This window comes from Chitinophaga sp. CCNWYY40 (genome assembly GCF_037483205.1).
Taxonomy (GTDB): domain Bacteria; phylum Bacteroidota; class Bacteroidia; order Chitinophagales; family Chitinophagaceae; genus Chitinophaga; species Chitinophaga ginsengisegetis.
The window spans coordinates 472859-492161 of the sequence record NZ_JBBHLF010000006.1 but is presented as its reverse complement, the minus strand read 5'-3'; the positions used below and the strand labels follow the sequence as shown (position 1 = coordinate 492161).

The following is a 19303-nucleotide window of genomic DNA, read 5'->3' as shown; positions in this document are numbered from 1 at the left end:
CAGTTTTTATTCGTCTCTTATTTGAAACTTGAAATTTAGAATGGAAAAGCTATCGGAATTTTTTTAATCGTCAGTTAAACACTTATAATGGTTATATTATTTACTGATACCTGATTTTATACCCTGTGTAGGTATCGATTACCCTGTACAAAGTGTTTAATTGTTGTAAGATGATTAAGCGAGATTTTACCCTTTACCAACTCCCGTTATGATGATGCGGATAAAATGGTTATTGATTTTATTGTGGGTATTCCCTGCTTACGGGCAAAGAATGGACACCACAGTCGTTCTCCCGGAGAAAACTCACCATCGCATAGCTAAGGCGATAGAAGAGCAGCAGTCCCTTTCCGCCACGCTAAGGCGTAAACAGCTGAAGCTGATCGCAAAGCTACAGTTAGTGGAAGCCAAAGCTGGTCGGCAGTTACAGGAAGTGGACAGTACCGCTGCCATGAACTACCTGCAGCGCACAAAAGATGCCTATGCAACCCTGCTGGAGAAATTCAACCCTGAAAAAAGAGAAGGACAGGCCCCATATATTCCACGGCTGGATTCTCTTCAGTGCCTGGTTAGTTTTTTAAGCGCCTCACCCGGCGGGAAAGATAATTTAAGTAAGACCCTGAAAAGTATAGAAGGACTAAAGGGCGACTGGCTCAAGGGGGAAAGTGTAAACAGCTTCCTGGCAGAGAGGGCAACGATGCTGAATAGTTTGAGAGAGCAGTTTCCGCAGTTACGGGGCATCAAAGGCGCCGCGGCAAAATACTCAAAGGAGCTTTTTTATTATAAGAGCCGCCTCCAACAATGGAAGGAAGAACTGAATAAGCCCGCAGCCCTGGAAACCGCAGCGTTAAAGGCCCTCAATAAAGTGCCGGTATTTCAGCAGTTCCTGCGGGAAAACAGCCAGTTGTCGTCTTTGTTTGGAATGCAGACTAATGGTGCGCCGGATATGGCGGCGATAGCAGTAAACGGTATGCAAACCCGCGCCACTTTACAAACATTGCTGCAACAGCGGCTTGGACCCGCAGCCGAAAACCTGGAACAGCAATTGGCCACCCAGGCAGTAGCGCCAGGTACTGGTTTCACGGACATCAGGAATAAAATAACCTCATTAAGGTCAGCAGGAATGCCTGATGATGAAGCTGCCTTTAAAGAGAATAGTCAGCGTACCAAACCTTTTCTAAAAAGACTGGAATATGGATTTGATCTGCAAACCGGTAAGCGGAGGGCGTATCAGTTTCCCGCCAGTAATGACCTCGCGGGTTCACTCGGATACCGACTGAACGACCGCCTGGTAACGGGTATTGGAGTGGCCTATAAATTTAGTATGGGTGAAGCGTGGAACAAAATAAACTTCACCCATGATGGGATCGGCCTGCGCAGCTACCTGGATTGGAAGCTTGCGGCGCCCGGCAAAGGGAAGAGCGCATTCCTGGGAAATATATGGATCAGCGGCGGCCTTGAACAAAACTATTGGTCCCGTTTTGAAAGCATCGCGGAACTGAGAAACCTCGCCTGGCAAACATCAGGTTTGATCGGCGTATCCAAAAAGATCCAATACCAGAAGAAAACGGCCAAACTGCAGCTGCTATGGGATTTCCTTCAGCCGGCAGGAAACCGCGCGGTTGTATTCCGTTGGGGATACAACTTCTGACGGAATCCTAAAAAAATCAAAGGAGCGGGAACCTATTCCATTCTCCTATATCGCCTATACCGATTTGAAATTAATAAAAGTTGTATTGATGAACTTATTCAAAACATACCTCGGCTTTCTGACCGGATTATTAATGATGATCCCCGCAAAAGAAATGCTGGCACAAGCACCCGCCCCCTATACCGTACAGGATGGGAATACTATTTATACAGTTACGGCAACCTCTCCCCAAACGAATCCCACCATTCTGAATACACTTCCGTTGAGAGATGCCAAAGTCACAACGCAGTATATTGATGGTCTTGGCCGGCCATTTGAACTGGTGCAGAAGAAAGCTTCTCTCATTACTGATCCCGCAAGCCCGTTATCTTCCACAGCAGCTGTGGACCTGGTAACTGCCAGAACATATGACGTATACGGAAGAGAAGTATATTCTTTTTTGCCTTTTGCTGCCAATAATACAAATGGCAATACTTCCATTTCGGATGGGAACTTCAAAAAAAATCCATTTGAACAACAAGCCACCTTCTCCCAGGGAGAGTATCCGGGGGAAACTTTTTTTTATGGTAAAACGAATTTTGAACTGTCTCCCCTGAGCCGCGCCACGGAAGTATATGCCCCCGGCAATAGTTGGGTAGGCACAGAATCTACCACAAAGAAAAACATTACAAGCCGGTACCTGGTGAATACCGCAACTGATGCCGTGAGGTACTGGACCGTAACCATAGCGGCGGTGGGAGGACTAAGTACTTATGCTACCACAACAACTTATCCTCCGGGAACTCTGTTCAAAACGATCCAGATAAATGAGCATGGCAAACAGGTCATTGAGTTCAAAGACAAAGAAGGTAAAGTAGTACTGAAAAAAGTGCAGCTTACCGCATCCGACGCAGGAACGGGAAGCGCGCATACCGGCTGGCTGAACACCTATTACATTTATGATGATTTTAAAATGCTGCGCTGCGTGATACAACCCAAAGGCGTTGAACTGATCTCTGCAAATTGGGTGCTTACGGATGCCACCATATTGGCCGAGCAGTGTTTCCGGTACGAATACGATGCAAAGAGACGACAGATCATAAAAAAGATCCCCGGCGCCGGTGCACAATACCTTGTATACGACAGCCGCGACAGGTTGGTACTCAGACAGGACGCTATACTGGGAAGCGGGAAATGGGAATACTTCCAGTATGATAGCCGGAACCGGCCCATTGCCACCGGTATATGGACCACCGCTACCACTTTTGCAGCTCATATTACCGCCACAGCGCTCATTCCAAATGGAACTGCCGGTAATTATCCCGCAGCAGGTACCTCCGGACTCGAAGAACTGAGCAGCACTTTTTATGATAACTATGATTTTCTGACAGCAACAGCTTACTCCGGGCATGGATTGAATGCAGGTTTCTTTACAGGAGATAACAGTTATTTTTCCGCTGCCAGCAATACCGCCTGGCCCTACCCGCAGGCTGTTACTTCAACAACCGCTACACAGGGAATGGTTACAGGTGGAAGGGTAAAAGTACTTGGAACCACTACCTGGCTGTATACCGCTACCTACTATGATAAACAGGGAAGAACCATACAGGTGCAAAGTAAAAACCTGACCGGCGGTCTTGATGTTACCACCACCCAATATACTTTTAACAATCAGCCCCTGATCACTGTACAACGGCAGGTAATCGCCGGGGCTGGTGCGCAAACCACCATTCTGTTAACTAAACTGACTTACGATGACCTGAACCGGCTAGTGAAAGCGGAGAAGGCCATCAGCAACACTACCGTGAACAGTGGGGCAATGACGTCTTACAAAACTATTTTGGAAGTGGCCTATGATGCCCTGGGGCAAATAAAAAGTAAAAAGATAGGAACAAAGCCGGCTGGCTCCACTCCACTTGAAACGCAAAATTCAACGTATAATATCAGGGGATGGCTGTTAGGTGTGAACAGGGATTTTACCAATCCGTCCGCCCCATCAACACCTGGATCAGGTAACTGGTTTGGCTTTGACCTGGGATACGATAAACTTGCCAACGCATCTACCAGGAATTACCTGGGACAACAATTAAACGGTAACATCAGCGGAATCGTTTGGCGGTCGGTGGGAGATGGCGTTCCCCGGAAATATGATTTCAGTTATGATCCGCTCAGCCGCCTGCTGACAGCTGGATTTGAGCAGCGAAACAGTGACGGCGCCTGGAACAACAGCCTGGTTAATTATACCGTTAAAATGGGAAGTACCGGTGCTGATCCGGCCACCGCTTACGACGCCAACGGAAATATTCTCCGGATGCAGCAATGGGGCCTGAAGTTAAATGCCAGCAGCCAGCTCGACGACCTGTCTTATGCCTATATTCCCAACACAAACCGCATACAGGCCGTTACAGACGCATTTAACGACAATACGAGCACCCTGGGCGATTTTAAGTACAATGCGTCTACCAAAACTACCACCGACTATACCTACGACGGTAATGGTAACCTCACCATCGATAAGAATAAAGGGATTACCAGTGCCATCTCTTACAATCATCTGAATCTGCCGGCTGCAATACCGGTATCAGGAAAAGGAATGATCGCTTACACTTATGACGCCTCCGGAAATAAATGGAAAAAGAGTGTAACGGAAGGCAGCACCATCACCAATACTTATTACATAGGCGGGGCGGTATATGAACAGAAAGGAACAGGCCCGCTGGTCCTGCAATTCATGGGGCATGAAGAAGGCCGCATCCGTAATACCATTCCAACAGGAGGAACCACCCTGGTGTATGATTATTTTCTGAAAGATCACCTGGGAAATGTACGGATGATACTTACGGAAGAAGTGAAACGGATCAATTACCCGATAGCAAGTATGGAAAACGTCACCGATAAAAATAACCTGGCAGATCCGAATAACTATATACCCTACTATTCCAACACGGATTATACCGTAACGCCTTCTGTACGCGAATTGAAATCAAATACGTCGAATCCTCCTGCCAATGGCACCACAAATCCCAATAACTATTGGACAAAGCTAAGCAGTGTGGCCGGCGACCGGAAAGTGGGGCCCGGAATATTGCTGAAGGTAATGGCCGGCGATAAAATTGAGCTCCGCTGTGATATGTGGTGGCGGGGATCTGCCACCGGCGCTACGCAGCAAAGTCCGCTTGCCGACATTTTATCTATCCTGGCCACCACTATTACAAGCGGACCGGGAGCCGGCAAAATAACGCTGCCGCAAACAGGTACCAATGGCAGCTTTTTCAACCCGGCTGTAACCGGGTTTATGAGTAACAACAACCCGGCGCAAACCACAAAGCCCAAAGCATACCTGAACTGGATTTTTCTCAATGAACAGTTTGCCTACAGCAGTACCAACGGCAGCGGAGCAGAACCGCTGGGCGCCGCCGACACCTATAAAACCTATACAAGGCTCGATGCGAATGGAAATGCCATTCCTGTGTTGCAGAGCGGATATGTTTATATTTATACCAGCAACGAAAGCAATATTGCCGCGTTTTTTGATAACCTGGCAGTGAACCACATTCAGGGGGCACTAATAGAGGAAACACATTATTATCCGTTTGGGCTGACGATGGCGGGGATAAGTACCGGCGCGATAAAAGGAGCGGCTTATCCGGAAAATAAATTGAAGTTTAACGGGATAGAGCATACCAACGACTTTGATCTGAACCAGTATGATGCATTCTACCGGAATTACGATCCTCAATTGGGAAGATGGAGACAGATAGACCCTAAGGCGATAGAAGGCGAAAGCCCCTATGCTGCCATGAAGAACGGACCTGTTTTTAATACCGATTTTCTGGGTGATACAACCGTTTACTATAATATATCTAATGGTACTGTTCTTGGTACAGTAAATAATGCAGGCGCTATGCAGAACGTGAGAGTAGATGCGCTGGCGTATATTGCAGCCCAGGGAGCGGCTTTGGCCGGAGGATACGATCTTTCCAAACAGGAGAATGCTAATCAGTTCGTTTCAGCATTTAATAATGTACTTTCTACGGTTGACTCAAAATTAGGAACGAATCTTATTTCATTCGCTACCGGAGAAACAAGACTGGAGTTTACCGGTCAGGCGAATGCTGCTAATCCGGCGGAAGGAAATGGGAACTTAAATGTGAATCAGATGTTTGATGACGGAGGACATCTCACCTTGGCGAGTTATCAGGCCATTGGAGGCCCCTGGGGTAACGGATCTCCGGAAAACGGTGCATATACGGCAGACAATTTGCAAAACAGGGGACCCAGAAGTGGCAATCCCAACCCTGGAATGACACGCGATGGTGTTGGCTTTAGCCTGAATTTGAATCCGCTGTTCAGTACTAACAGAAGTTTATTAAGGATTCATCCTGACGGCGGTGAGTTTGTTGGTACGCAGGGATGTATAGGAATACAGGAAAATGCTACCAGGTTGCTTCAGTTTAAAAGTACCATGCATCAGTATCTGCAAACACATGACAACATCCGGGTGAATATAAATATCCTGAATAATCCCAATAACAATGGCCGTGGTCGCAGGGTTGTTGGTAACAGGGAATAAAATTTAAAAGATGAAAAATATACTCATAATAGCCGTCCTGGTTTTATCAATACAATATAGCAATGCTCAGCAACGGGTGCGCTTTGTACCTGATACTGCTGTTAACAGCATACACCTGAACGACTACAGTACCACCGAAAAGGTGTTGGGCAAGAATATCTGGAACAAACAGTTTGAACAGGCAAAATCTTTACCCCGGATTGAGTTGGTGAATAAGTCGAAAACACAGGCACTCCGTTTATTTTTTCACTATGGGGGAAGTAAAAACGCGGTGGACGAATTTGAAATATTATGTATCGATAGCACTTACAAAATGCCGAAACAGACAGTACTGATCAGCGATGAGCTGTTTGTTACTTCCCGCAAAATACGCCTGGGTATTACCAGGGAGGAGATCGTGAAAATATTAGGCGATAATTATAAAACCGCTACAGCCGGTGATACCGAGGGCCTGGCATATGTTCTGGATCAGAAATCGGGTTTTGTAAAGCGATATAATCAATACCGGTATTACATTAAATGTACCCTGAATAAAGGAGTGTTGGTTAAATATGCTTTTGGTTTTGAGTCTGAATAACCTGAACGCATCATTCATCATTATTAAATAACAACAAATCCTGAATATCTATAAAAAGAATTTTCCTTATGCCTGGCTCTCTTAACCTAATCAGATCCTGCTACATACTTATTATATGCGGCATCCTGTATCCGCGCCTCGTGCTATCACAGAATACCGCTTTTGATGAAATGCGGAAAATTCCGATTACTTCCCCGGATGTGGCATCACTGACCCGCGCGGCCGAATTCCCGGTTACCTATTTTAACGGCAGGCCGGAAGTATCTATTCCCATTTATACCATCCGTACCGGCGATCTGGAGTTTCCTATCAGTTTGAGCTACAACGGAGGAGGAATCAGGGTTTCTGAAGAAGCCAGCTGGGTGGGCCTCGGGTGGTCATTAAATGTTGGAGGAGTTATTTCCCGGCAGATAAAAGGGGCGGATGATGATCTCGTGTCTAACGAAACGTTTAAACAATACTATCCGGACGCATTGGGGAATACATACCAGTCCGGCGCCCAGGCGCGGAATTTTATGCTGCAAAATAACCTGCTGTATAAAGCTAACGGACAGGCTTATACGAGGCAGGAGCTTTGTCCTTTCTTTTGCCCCGGGGAAATTGACGGGGAACCGGATTTGTATGTGTACAATTTCGGAAAATATACAGGCAAATTCACCGGGTTTTCTACTGCTGAAGTGGTGGATATCAGCGGCAATAATATCCGGTTTGAAAAATCAGGCAACGGAATTATAGCTACCGATCCGGAGGGTTTCCGGTACGAATTTATGGCGGTTGAAATGTCGATGACGGCCGCGGGGCCTACTAAAACGGCTTATTATCTCACAAAAATTACCAGTCCGGCCAATCGTATCCTTACGCTGAAATATAAAACGTTCCGGGAGTACGTTTATCCTGCAACCGGCACCGGTCATAGCGCAGATTATATTGGCATTTCCAGTGCATTTACCAACGTGGATTATGTAACGCAAATGCCCGACCTTACGGAGGAGTATATCCAATACCAGGCTATCGCCATGCAGGGGCCAACCGGGATGCCCACCAATGGGGGGCTGAACAGCACCTTTAGCACGTCTACCATCAGAACGCTCTTCCTGGATAGTATCTTTTTTGAAAATGGCGCCGTGCAGTTTATACCAGATAGCAGGAAAGATTTGTTTGGTGTAAAGCTAAATGGCATCACCGTTTTTAATAAGGCAGGTACCGCTGTGATGACAGCCGGATTCGATTATGACTATTTCACCGCCCGGCCTGGGAACGAATCGTATACTACCACGAGCACAAGGCCAGGAATAAAACTACCCTATGATGAGTCTTACCGGCGGAAAAGATTGAAGCTGAAAGGGGTAGCGGTAAAAGGAGAGGTGTATAAATGTTATTATTACGAAGGTGCCGACGGATTTACACTGCCTTATAAAAGTTCCTTTGAACAGGATTATTGGGGGTATTATAATGGAGCGACTTCAAACACCTCACTGGTACCGGATTTTAAGCGATATAATTTCCTGGCAGCCATTCCACCCGTGTTACGAAGCTGGGTAGGCGCCAACAGGGACCCGAAATTTCCACAGGCGCAGGAAGGGATGCTGAAAAAAATCATGTATCCTACCAAAGGACTGGCGGAGTTTGAATACGGCCTTCATGAGTATAATAATGCCCCGGCAGATATAATTGTTAACTATAACAATGTGGGTGCCTTAAATACCACAACAGGCGTTACTACCACCACGGTGGATATAGCGGCGAACTGTTATGTGGATATAACAGTGAACCTGTTCTGTAATCAACCTGCGGATGCAAATCCAACAGGAACAGGCTGGGACTGTTCCTGCATCTTCCCGCCCTGCAGCCCTGTTAATATGCAAAATGCCATGTGGGTCACCATAGAAAGGGTAAACCCGGCCACCGGCGCTGTTAGTCCCACGGAATGGGAATACGATTTTTCCAAAGATATTGTGAGGAATCAAAGCGGTAATTTTGTATTAACTAATCAATACTTTACCACCGGCAGATATAAATTAACGGCCAACTACCCCGATAATAAAGTGGGAGTGCAGGGTCAGAAAATGGCTTATATCTCCCTTAAAATTCCTGTTACTACAAACGTTGCTCCATTGGGAACAGGAGGTGGGTTGCGTTTAACCTCCAGCAGCAGATTTGATCCGGTAAGTAAAATCACGTCAAAGAAATTATATACTTACGAACAGGGCATGATGATGCATTTCCCTACTTATTACAGCGGCCTTAAAAACAGCCAGATCGATGTGCTGCCAGGATCAGAAGTTACGGTAATAGATGAGTATATCACACACACACTTTATGCGAACCCTCGCCAACCCTACACATTTTCTGCCAATGGAAGTCATGTTGGTTATGGGAAAATAAAAGAGAATTTTACCGGAGAAGCATTGGGCAGAACAGAATATTTGTACAACGTGATCCCGGATAAATATCCGCAATTGTCGAACCTTGATCTTATTCCCGGTACACCCCCTATCCCCAGCCTGGAAAACGGGTTCCTGAAAACGGTGAACTTCTATGATAATACCAGCAGGTTGGTGAAATCGGTATCCAACACGCCTGTGGTAAAAAAGACCCAAACCTATTGGGCATTCAAACAACGTAAACAAATGCAGTCACAAACAATTAATGTGTCAAACTTTGATATGTACCTGCATTTATCATTTTATCCTATACAGACAGGCAAGCTGCTCACAGCCACCAGTACGGAAACGGTATATGATAATGTGAACACACCAGGCATTTCTACCAATAAAACGTTTGAGTATAACGACCGCGCTTTTCTTCAATCGGAGCAACTGACACGCAGCGATGGCACACCGGTGGTTAAGCACTACCGGTATCCCGGCGATTTTACGGCCACTACCGGATGGATAGGAGAGTTGAAAACCCGGAACATGATCAGCACACCCATTGAAGCAGTTACACAGGTGAACGGTAAACTGGTGGAAGGAACCTATAAAACATTTGCGCTGCACGATAATATTGTAACCCCAAATGAGGTATATGCGGCAGAAACATTAACCCCGGCAACGGTGGCCTTTATTGCGCCTTCCGGAACATTGCCGGCCGAGTATAAACCCGCCGGGCAGCTGGACTACGACGCAAAAGGAAACCTCAATTATTCCAAAGCGAATAATAATATCAGCATAGGATATAAATGGGGCTACAATAAAATGTACCCGGTAGCCGAATGTAAAAATGCGGTTCCTTCGCAGTTTTATTATGAGGATTTTGAAGGGAATGGTTCCCTGGTGTCCAATACCACCACCGCACATACAGGCAAAGGCGGGTACAACGGGTCTATTGCGCTTGCCAGCCAGTTTTCAGCCACCACAGCGGGCAGAACTTACCGTCTCTCTTATTTTAAACAGAATGGAACTGTTTGGGAACATATTGATCAACCATACACCGGGCAGTCTTTGTCGGGTATAGTGGATGATATCCGGATTTATCCGCAGGACGGTGAAATCACAACTTACACTTATTTGCCACTGGTGGGAATCAGTAGCGTTATTACCCCCTCCGGCAATACTTCTTTTTATAGTTACGACGCATATAACAGGCTATCCATGATCCGTGATCAGGATGGCTATGTGATGAAAACCTTTAACTACGCCTATTCCGCTACTTTAGGCCAGGAGAATTCCACCACCTATTCCAACGTAGCCATTACACAGAATTTTTATAAACAGTGTACCTCCGGTGAAGGGTCGCTGGTGCCCTATACCGTTCCTGCAGGAAAATATACAGCCGGATCGCCGGAGGAAGCAAATGCACTGGCACAGACGGAAATCGATTTGCAGGGACAGTCGAATGCCAATACCAATGGAACCTGCGATGTAGGATTGGCTATCACCAGCATTGTAAACGGCCCGGGAACTTCGTTTACAGTCAACTTTACCTGTCCTCCTGGTATGAACTTCTTTATCAATCTTTTTGCTAAAGATCCAGTTACCGGAAGGCCCTACAACGACAGACCCTATTCCGTTCCACTGGGATCCACCAGCTTTACAGGCGACATCGCAAAAGGTAAAACATGGATATTCTCCATCACCGCAGGAGGAACCAATTTCCCTTCCGGGATCAGCTCCGCAAATGTGAGCTTCACTTTCCCATAACGACATAGTAAATAATAAAAAGAAGACTGCTGCGGTATCCGCGGCAGCCCTCTTTTTATTGTTCAATGTGTAATATTTTGAATACTTTCAGCAACCAATAAGTCTAAACGCTGAAAAATGAACCTGAAATCCATTCTAACAATTCTATTGTTCTTAACCTTTACTACTGCCTTTTCTCAGACAGAAAGCGCTGAGAATAGCTATACATCAGCAAAATTTGAAAAATACTACAATGACGGCCAGTTTGATAGTATTTACGCAATCTTTTCTCCACAAGCCCAAATCGCTTTGCCACTGGATAAAACAGTCGCATTTCTTACTAAATTGAAAAGCAATTATGGAAATATTACGAAGCGGGCATTCCTGGAATACAAGTCTGCCTTTGCGGTATATAAAACAACATTTGAAAAAGGTGTGTTATCGCTTAGCATATCAGCAAATAAGGACAGCGCTATCACCGGGTTGTACGCGAAACCATATGAACCGGATACTTTACCGGTGATGCAACGGAATATCACCGCCATGCGTCTGCCTTTTAAAGGGGAATGGACCGTGTTTTGGGGAGGTGATACAAAAGAATTAAATTATCATGTAGTAGTTAAATTCCAGAAGAATGCGTTTGATATTGTAATTAACAACCCGGAAGGACGAAGTTTCCGTACCAGCGGAAAAACAAATGAAGACTATTACGCATTTGGGCAACCAATAATAGCGCCTTGCGACGGGGAAGTAGTTTGGGCAGTAGATGGGGTTAAGGACAATGTACCAGGAGAGTTAAATCCTATGTATGTTCCGGGAAATGCGGTTCTTCTGAAAACCCAAAACAAAGAATATGTTTTCTTTGCACATTTTAAGCAAAATTCAATCAAGGTAAAACAGGGCGATCAAATTAAGCAGGGACAACTGATAGGACTGTGCGGTAATTCAGGCAATTCCTCTGAGCCCCATTTACATTTTCACCTGCAGAATGTGGAGAACCTGAATCAGGCTACCGGTGTAAAATGCTATTTTGAGAAACTGGAAGTAAATGGCGGTTTAAAAACAGATTATTCGCCCATTAAAGGGGATAAGGTAAGAGAAGTCAGATAATAATCTTTAAAGAGAGCTTTTATGGATTCATCTTTGAAAACAGTATTATGGCAACAGTTCGGGGCTGCAATAGATATGCTTGAAAATGCCTTAGCGTTTTGCCCGGATGAGCTATGGGATACAGACGCTCATTTTTGGTATACCGGGTATCACACCTTATTTTTCCTGGATTACTATTTGTCTGATGAAACGCCAATGGAAAAGGATTTTTTGCCACCGGCGCCATTTACGTTATCTGAATTTGGCACCGGCATGCCGGAACGCGTATACGATAAAACGGAGTTGCTGACGTATCTCCGGTTTGGGCGTGAGAAGTTACGGGATCTGCTGACAAGGCTGACCGCTGAAGAGCTTCTGACGAAGCGTTTTGTGAGTGAGTATAAAGATTACAGTATACTTGAAATACTAATTTATAATATGCGTCATGTACAGCATCACGCTGCGCAACTGAATTTATTGTTGCGGCAGGGCGTGAAAGATGCGCCGGATTGGGTATCCAGGACAAAGATGGATTTATAGTTTTAGAGCAGGTGTCTCTTAAAATACACCCCGTTATCAGTAGGAAAAAATACTTGTTTCCAGGTATTGTCCCCGGCATCCGGCCGGTATAAATTTGCTCTATTAATTAACCCAATACACGCAAATAGAGATGAAAAGGAAATCATACATTTTTTTTAGTTGGGGCCTGCTATTGGTGGCAGGTTTAGTTTTTACAGGATGTGGCGGTAAAGACGATCCCGCACCTGAAAATAAAAAAATGACGATGAAAGTTACTGTTACGGTAGCAGGCGCTGATAATCGGGATCAGGTTGACGTTAGCGTAGAAGCAGGGAATCACGACGCCAGCCAGTATGGCTCCCCTGTTTGGAAAATAAACGGCGTTACGCAGGGAAATGAAGACCATATATTGTTCGATATAGATAATTTTGTGGGAGGTACAAAAACATACGTATTTGAAACCATTAAGACGTTTAATTTTGGGCATTTAAATGTGAGCGTTGTGAATAATACCCAGGTTCCCACTCCTGTAGTTATAAGTTATAAGACCGAAATAGATGGTAACGTGGAAACAAATGTGGCGAATGTTGCAACTGCTTCCGGTCAGTCGTACAATAAAAATTATACTTACCAGGCAAAATAGTTTTTTCATTGCTGTTGACGTCAATAAATCCGGGAACGCCTATATGGCGTTCTTTTTTTTGAGACTACCTGTAGGTTACTTCCCGCATACTTCTCCGATACTTCTCGGATACTTAGGACTCGTGTATGTGTTGTACTCCCTATACATTCCCCATACAGTCCCTATACATTCCCCATACAGTCCCCATACACTTCCCATACACTCGTAATACACTCATGATACACTCCCCATACACTCCCTATACACTATGGTCCCCTGGAACCGGGAAATCCATTGCCCCGAAACAGACGTTTTCCGGCATAATCCGGCAGAAAGCGGCAAAAGCGGCATATTTGTTTTCCCGTATGCTCACAGGTGAATAATTTCGTAATTGTACATCCGGTGGTAGCTTGTTGGTTGGAGTTTTCCGGTGTTAGATAACTTTTTTATATTTATGAGAGGCAACCGGTTTAATCAAAGTTAAAAGAAATCAAAAATGAAGCGGAATATTTTTATTGTTATCTTTTTGATGGTAGGCCTCCTCTCTTGTAAATCAAAGAAGGCAACAGCGTTTAGAGAAGCAATTGTTCAAAAGGACAGCAGTGCGTTCCATATTTTGGTGGGTAAAGAAGGCCTGGAGGAAGAGAAGTTAACCTGCCTGATAAAGAGAGATTTCAAAGGAGCCCTTCGCGCTGTAGATAAACAAGAGCAGGCATTCGACAGCATCATTAAGGAAATATCCATGTTACCTGCAGATGGGATCAGCGAAGGAGCGGCGCTGAAAACAGCCGCCGTAAACTATTATACCTCCGTCAGGGATTTGCAGCTATTTGACCGGCAGGAAATTGCAGCACAGGAAGCTATGTTCCATACAAATGCTGATACGGTGGCGAAAGCGCAGGACAACGTATTGTTGTTAACAAAGGAGAAGCTAAAGATGTCTGGTGTAACAAACGAAAAAAGGGTTGCCCTTGATGAGGCACTCAAAAAATTTAACCAGGTCAATGATTTGTAACTGTCTGTAACCCCGGTGAAAAGGCCCGTTTTATTAGTATTCATGGACGCATAAAAGCTCATGCTGTGCCCGGAATATGAGCATTGTTAACATTATTTTAATATTACTTTCATTTCAACATAACCCCTCCGCATTATGTTTGCATACATCCTCTAAACATAGAAAAATGTGAGAACGTTTTCGGAAAAGACCCTAATCTCGCTACTCAAAAACCAAAATATCCTTGCATTTAATGAGTTATATTCTCGTTATTGTAAAGAGCTTTATGATGCCGCTTATAAAAGATTACTTTCCAAAGATGATGTGCAGGACATTATCCAGGATATTTTTATCTCCATCTGGAACAACGCAGAGAACATCGACGAAAACTTATCACTCCGGCCATACCTGTTTAAATCACTAAAGTATAAGGTGATAGACGCCATTTATAAGAACAAAAGCAATTCGCATATATCGTTAACAGATATCAGCGAAATTGATTTTATAAAGGAAAGCGGCAACTACGACCCCCTCCACGCCAAAGAACTTGAAGCGTTCTTAAATAATGAGATCGATAATTTACCGGTGAAAATGAAACAGGTTTTTCTGCTGAGCAGAAAACATTATCTCCCCAATGATGAGATTGCCAGACAACTCTCCATATCTTCCCAAACTGTTAAGAATCAGATCTCTATGGCTCTAAAGAGATTGAGGGAATCACTCGAAAACGCTAATATTCTCTAGTTCCCTAACATTAAGGAATTGTTATCTCCCTCATGCCTTATGGTACTTCGTCCCGTTTAGGGAGAAGTATATAGCATAAAGGAAAACTTGTGGATCTAAACGAAAAAAAAATCAGAGAGCTGCTCGGTCAGTATTTGGATGGTACACTGTCGCCAGCCGAAAGCGCGCAGGTAGAGGCATGGTATTCATCCTATGACACCAACCAGCATACTCCACCAGCATTTTCTACAAAGAAGGAAGAAGAAGATGCGCATCGTGCTATTTTAAAAGGCATTCATGATCAGTTAAAATCGCAGCCGCAAAAAACACGGATAAGAAAGATTGGCAACAAGATAAAAATAGCGGCTGCAGTAAGTTTTGTTTTGATTTCAGCCGGACTTACCTTTTTCGTTAACAGGTCTGGTAGTAAGCAACAATTATCTGCTGTTACAGACACGGCTGCAATGAATACCATTGAAGTGGCGGAAGGCAAAATGAAATTGGTGGAGCTGTCGGATGGTACAAAAATATGGTTGAATGCGGCCACTAAGTTTAGTTATCCAAAGCAGTTTTCAGATAAAACAAGAGAAGTGACGCTGCTGGAAGGCGAGGCTTTCTTTGATGTAGCACATGAAACAAACCGGCCGTTTATTGTACACAGCAAGGGTTTGAGCACACAGGTGCTGGGAACCTCCTTTAATATCGACGCTTATAATTTCTCTAAATGTGTGAAGATATCTGTGGCCACGGGTAAAGTGGGCGTAAACCACGGGAAAGAAGTGATCGGATTTTTAACACCCAATGAAGAGATCCAATATAAGCTGCTGTTGAATAAATCGATAAAAACCACCAGGGACGGCAGTGCGGTGAGTTCATGGCGGTCGGGCGCTATTATGCTCGACTATGTTGACTTTGAAAGCCTCAAGGCTATTCTTTTTAATAACTATAACTACGTGTTGAAAACTGGTAAACGGGATTTGAGCCATCTTCATTTTTCGGCTACCATCAAAAAAACAGACCGCATTGAAGATGTGATGAAACTCCTGAGCTCCATTAATCAAACTAAGTTTTCGATTATTGACAAGACAATCGTAATGTATTAATAAACCCGGTGTAATCCTGTTAAAACGAATGAGAATAACTGTAGCATCTTTAGAGCGATTTTTACGTATTTCGGTACTGTGCCTCCTTTACATCCTTAATGCCGGCTTCCTCGTCGGCGCGGCAGATGTGAGGGCACAGAAACTTTCCGACACCAAACTAACGGTTCATTTTGAGAACCAAAAACTAGTGACTGGCATTGAGAAACTGAAAGCATTAACAGGTTTATATTTTGCTTATAATAAAGACCTTTTCAAAGAAACCCGTATTCCCGACATGTCATTCAAGGATACGCCGCTGGATATCATATTGAACAGGATGCTGGAGAAAACAGATTTTTCTTACCAGGTTGTTAATCATAATATTCTTATCAACTTAGATAACAATAAACGCAATCAGCGGGCAGACCCGGGCCGTGTAACCGGTAAGGTGAGGGATGGAAAAACGGGTGAAGCAATTCCCGGAGTAACCATTATAGCTTCCGGGGGTTCCTCATACGGCAGTACGGATATTCAGGGGAATTATGTGCTGAAACTTCAACCTGGTCAATATAAGCTGGAGTTCAGGTACATGGGGTACCAGACAAAAGTGATCACAGATGTTTTGGTGAAGGAAAATGAAACTACTTCGTTAGATATTCTCTTGCAACAGGCGTCGCAACGTTTGAAAGATGTGGTGATCACCAGTTCATATCGCCGGGAATCGCAATCCGCGTTGTATGCCCTGCAGAAAAGAAGCACGGCTATCACGGATGGGATCTCTGCGGAGCTGATCCGCCGGACGCCCGACAGGAACGCAGGAGACGCCATTAAGCGCGTGACCGGGGTAAGTGTTCTTGATGGGAAATACGCCGTGGTAAGAGGATTGGCAGATCGTTATAATTATACACTGTTAAACGGAGGCCTGCTTCCCAGTACGGAACCGGACAGGCGTACTTTTAGCCTGGACCTGATTCCAGCACTGGCTGTGGAAAGCATTGTGGTAACAAAAACAGCCACGGCAGATCTGCCGGGAGAGTTTGCCGGCGGCGTGGTACAGGTGAACACGAAAGACTTTCCGGACAAGGATTTTCTTACACTGTCGCTCGGCACCGGGTTCTATGACGGGCAAACAGGGAAAGCATTTTTTAAGGACCGTGATGGAAAGCATGATTGGATAGGCTTTGATGATGGCAAACGTGCAGTTCCGGATGAATTTAAAATGAAAGCCAGTGAGTTGGGGCAGCTTTATCCGGAAGAAAGATTCAGGATCAGCAATGCACTCAGCAAAGGCTGGGAGCCGGTAAGCAGCGGAAAGGCAGAACCCATACAGCAGGTACAGATTGGCTATGGCAAGACCATTAATTTCAAAAACGATACGAAGTTCGGCATCGTGGCGCTGGCAAACTACCGTAAGGACCAAACCATTGATCAGGTTGAACGGTACGATCTTGCACGGTATAAGAAATACCAGGGCACTGCCGGCCCCGGAGATACGCTACAGTTTATGCGGTCTTATTTTAATGAACAAGCCTATCGTTACCTGGTGAATACAGGAGCTTTGCTGAACATCACCTACCAGTTTGGAAAGAACAAAATAGGTATTAAGAGCATGTTCAACCAGGACTTTGAAACGGTAACCACCATCAAGAATGGGGAAAAGACGATGGGCGAGGGGATTGGTGATATTGTAAACAGCAGGGTGGTGGATATGCACCCTACCCAGAAAACCTTACTGGGCGCACAGCTCCAGGGGGAGCATCGTTTGGGGGTAGAAGCGCCTGTTACTTTTACCTGGAATGTTTCTTACAACAAAATCAGGAAGTATGAGCCTAACCAGGTGCGTTTAGGTTATGTGAATATGTACAGGGCGGATACCGTGAGATATAAAGATCAGAATTACTTCGTACCCGAATTCGGTTCAGTTGAAAATTCCAGTAAACTGTATTCTGATTTAAAGGAAGATGCTTACAATATTAATTTTGCCATTTCCACCCCATTTAAGGTGGCAGGACAGCCGCAGATTATCAAAGCAGGCGCCTTTACACAATTCCGGAAAAGAGAGTATGTCACTTATAATATCGGGTATTTTGATGCAGCGCGAGGCTTAACCACCGGCAATGACTCACAGGGGTTTCCAAGCGACTCCCCGGTTAATTTCGGACAGCCAATTGATAAAATACTCAGCCCTGAAAACTTCAGGCCCGGCGGTTTGGTGGCGGTGAATTATGAGCTGCCTGCAAACCAGTACACCGGCGGGGCTAACCTGGCATCGGCCTTTGTGAATGTGGAGAGCCAGCTACTGGATAATCTTAAACTGATTTATGGGGCAAGGGTGGAATTTTATGCCATGAGCCTGAGCACCAGCAAGGAGTTAAACCGTAAGTTGCCCGGAAGCGGCGGAACAGGAGATGATCAGGCGCCGATAGATTATATCCGTTATAATACAGATGTATTGCCCTCGGCAACGATTATTTACAGCCCGGTTACATCCATGAACATACGGGCTGCCTATTCAAAAACATTGACCAGGCCAGAGTTCAGGGAAATAAGCCCCTACAACTACTTTGATTTTGTAAGTGGATATATGACCATCGGGAACCCGGAACTTAACAGGGGAACCATCCAGAACCTCGACTTCAGGGTAGAGTGGTTTCCTTCGGCCGCTGAAATTATTTCGGCGTCTATCTTTAAAAAGAATTTGCATGATCCCGTTGAGCTAACCACACAAGCAACAACCTCCACCACCAGGTTTGTACGCACTTATAGGAATGTGGATGAGGCATTGGTATGGGGACTGGAGTTTGAGTTGCGTAAAAGCCTGTATTTCGGAACAGGCCCTGAATGGCTCCGCAATATTATCATTTTTGGCAACTATTCCCGGATACATTCCAAAATAATGGGTGAAACAGCGGGATCGGGATTAGAGGTTACACAGAAATTGCGGGAGAGGCCATTAATGGGGCAATCGCCCTACCTGATCAATGCAGGTCTTCTTGTGAACGCATTTAAAAATACTTTCAGCTTTTCAGCAGCAATTAATCGTACCGGCCGGCGCATTGTTGTTGTTGGAACCACCGCTGAAGACAGGTCTGAAATCGGGGCCTATCCTGATATATATGAAAACCCTCGTAACCAGCTGGATTTACAACTTTCGCAAAAGCTATTGAAACAACGACTGGAACTTAGGTTGAACGCAGCAAACTTGCTTAACGACAGGTACATACAATACCAGGATTTCGATTTAAACGGCAAATATTCAGGAAACACTTTTGACGGAACAACTTTTTCAAGGAAATCATTCAGTAATTACACATTCACAATTTCTTACAATTTTAAAAAGTAGGACGAAGAAAGAGAATGGTTTTTTGATGGGTGC

The 19303-nt window shown here is 44.8% G+C and carries 11 protein-coding genes; all 11 read left to right on the top strand.

Annotation, left to right across the window (positions count from 1 at the left end):
- Positions 1-271: 271 nt before the first annotated feature.
- Positions 272-1648, top strand: coding sequence for a hypothetical protein (locus tag V7S65_RS24850; protein ID WP_339546572.1), 1377 nt, complete (start codon positions 272-274; stop codon positions 1646-1648).
- Positions 1649-1736: 88 nt separating this feature from the next.
- Entirely contained in the window at positions 1737-6200 is a 4464-nt protein-coding gene (locus tag V7S65_RS24845; protein ID WP_336388169.1) for a DUF6443 domain-containing protein, read from the top strand.
- A gap of 10 nt (positions 6201-6210) precedes the next feature.
- Complete coding sequence (locus V7S65_RS24840) at positions 6211-6777, top strand: hypothetical protein (RefSeq protein WP_079473653.1); 567 nt, start codon at positions 6211-6213, stop codon at positions 6775-6777.
- Positions 6778-6917: 140 nt separating this feature from the next.
- Entirely contained in the window at positions 6918-10919 is a 4002-nt protein-coding gene (locus V7S65_RS24835; RefSeq protein ID WP_336388168.1) for a DUF5977 domain-containing protein, read from the top strand.
- A 117-nt stretch (positions 10920-11036) separates the two neighbouring features.
- On the top strand, positions 11037-12008 hold the full coding sequence (locus tag V7S65_RS24830; protein ID WP_336388167.1) for a peptidoglycan DD-metalloendopeptidase family protein: 972 nt from the start codon (positions 11037-11039) through the stop codon (positions 12006-12008).
- A gap of 21 nt (positions 12009-12029) precedes the next feature.
- On the top strand, positions 12030-12527 hold the full coding sequence (locus tag V7S65_RS24825) for a DinB family protein (RefSeq protein WP_079473651.1): 498 nt from the start codon (positions 12030-12032) through the stop codon (positions 12525-12527).
- Between the two features lie 244 nt (positions 12528-12771).
- Positions 12772-13149 carry a hypothetical protein gene (locus V7S65_RS24820; RefSeq protein ID WP_336388166.1) on the top strand — a complete coding sequence of 126 codons (378 nt, stop codon included), beginning with the start codon at positions 12772-12774 and terminating at the stop codon, positions 13147-13149.
- Positions 13150-13624: 475 nt separating this feature from the next.
- Positions 13625-14143 carry a hypothetical protein gene (locus V7S65_RS24815; RefSeq protein WP_336388165.1) on the top strand — a complete coding sequence of 173 codons (519 nt, stop codon included), beginning with the start codon at positions 13625-13627 and terminating at the stop codon, positions 14141-14143.
- A 168-nt stretch (positions 14144-14311) separates the two neighbouring features.
- Complete coding sequence (locus V7S65_RS24810; RefSeq protein WP_336388164.1) at positions 14312-14866, top strand: RNA polymerase sigma factor; 555 nt, start codon at positions 14312-14314, stop codon at positions 14864-14866.
- An 89-nt stretch (positions 14867-14955) separates the two neighbouring features.
- Positions 14956-15948 (top strand): FecR family protein, encoded by a 993-nt coding sequence (locus tag V7S65_RS24805; RefSeq protein WP_336388163.1) that lies wholly within the window; start codon positions 14956-14958, stop codon positions 15946-15948.
- 28 nt (positions 15949-15976) lie between these two features.
- Complete coding sequence (locus tag V7S65_RS24800) at positions 15977-19270, top strand: TonB-dependent receptor (protein WP_336388162.1); 3294 nt, start codon at positions 15977-15979, stop codon at positions 19268-19270.
- Positions 19271-19303: the final 33 nt, after the last annotated feature.

Bases quoted from the DNA above. Each gene is read 5' to 3' on its own strand.
- V7S65_RS24850 (WP_339546572.1), top strand. From the start codon at position 272: ATGGACACCACAGTCGTTCTCCCGGAGAAAACTCACCATCGCATAGCT.
- V7S65_RS24845 (WP_336388169.1), top strand. From the start codon at position 1,737: ATGAACTTATTCAAAACATACCTCGGCTTTCTGACCGGATTATTAATG.
- V7S65_RS24840 (WP_079473653.1), top strand. From the start codon at position 6,211: ATGAAAAATATACTCATAATAGCCGTCCTGGTTTTATCAATACAATAT.
- V7S65_RS24830 (WP_336388167.1), top strand. From the start codon at position 11,037: ATGAACCTGAAATCCATTCTAACAATTCTATTGTTCTTAACCTTTACT.
- V7S65_RS24825 (WP_079473651.1), top strand. From the start codon at position 12,030: ATGGATTCATCTTTGAAAACAGTATTATGGCAACAGTTCGGGGCTGCA.
- V7S65_RS24820 (WP_336388166.1), top strand. From the start codon at position 12,772: ATGAAAGTTACTGTTACGGTAGCAGGCGCTGATAATCGGGATCAGGTT.
- V7S65_RS24815 (WP_336388165.1), top strand. From the start codon at position 13,625: ATGAAGCGGAATATTTTTATTGTTATCTTTTTGATGGTAGGCCTCCTC.
- V7S65_RS24800 (WP_336388162.1), top strand. From the start codon at position 15,977: ATGAGAATAACTGTAGCATCTTTAGAGCGATTTTTACGTATTTCGGTA.